This window comes from Erwinia sp. V90_4 (assembly GCF_029967685.1).
In the GTDB taxonomy this organism is placed as follows: domain Bacteria; phylum Pseudomonadota; class Gammaproteobacteria; order Enterobacterales; family Enterobacteriaceae; genus Erwinia; species Erwinia aphidicola.
In genome coordinates this window covers 1-720 of sequence record NZ_JASCAQ010000029.1, presented here as the reverse complement: position 1 = coordinate 720, position 720 = coordinate 1, and the positions used below count along the sequence as shown (strand labels likewise).

The 720-nt window shown below is 51.2% G+C and carries 1 rRNA gene; it reads left to right on the top strand.

The window, feature by feature from the left end:
- Positions 1–265: 265 nt before the first annotated feature.
- Positions 266–720: ribosomal RNA gene (locus QLG07_RS02645) — 16S ribosomal RNA — on the top strand; the annotation flags it as partial.

Here is a 720-nt window from a genome sequence, read left to right as displayed (position 1 = left end):
TCTGAACCGCCGGAAAAACTTCTCAAAAAGAAGTTGACTCCGAAGGAGGAAAGCGTAATATACGCCACCTCGCGACAGGAAGCTTCGGCACTGCTCGCAACGCTCTTTAACAATTTATCAGACAATCTGTGTGGGCACTCGCAGGATTGATATCAACGTCTCCGGACGTAAAAAATATCAAGCCTCACGAGTGAACACATAATGAAATTCATTATGACGTTTTACAGATGAGCACCGCTGAACTTGTTTCAGCAAATCGAACTTTTAATTGAAGAGTTTGATCATGGCTCAGATTGAACGCTGGCGGCAGGCCTAACACATGCAAGTCGAACGGTAGCACAGAGAGCTTGCTCTTGGGTGACGAGTGGCGGACGGGTGAGTAATGTCTGGGAAACTGCCCGATGGAGGGGGATAACTACTGGAAACGGTAGCTAATACCGCATAACGTCTTCGGACCAAAGTGGGGGACCTTCGGGCCTCACACCATCGGATGTGCCCAGATGGGATTAGCTAGTAGGTGGGGTAACGGCTCACCTAGGCGACGATCCCTAGCTGGTCTGAGAGGATGACCAGCCACACTGGAACTGAGACACGGTCCAGACTCCTACGGGAGGCAGCAGTGGGGAATATTGCACAATGGGCGCAAGCCTGATGCAGCCATGCCGCGTGTATGAAGAAGGCCTTCGGGTTGTAAAGTACTTTCAGTGGGGAGGAAGGCGA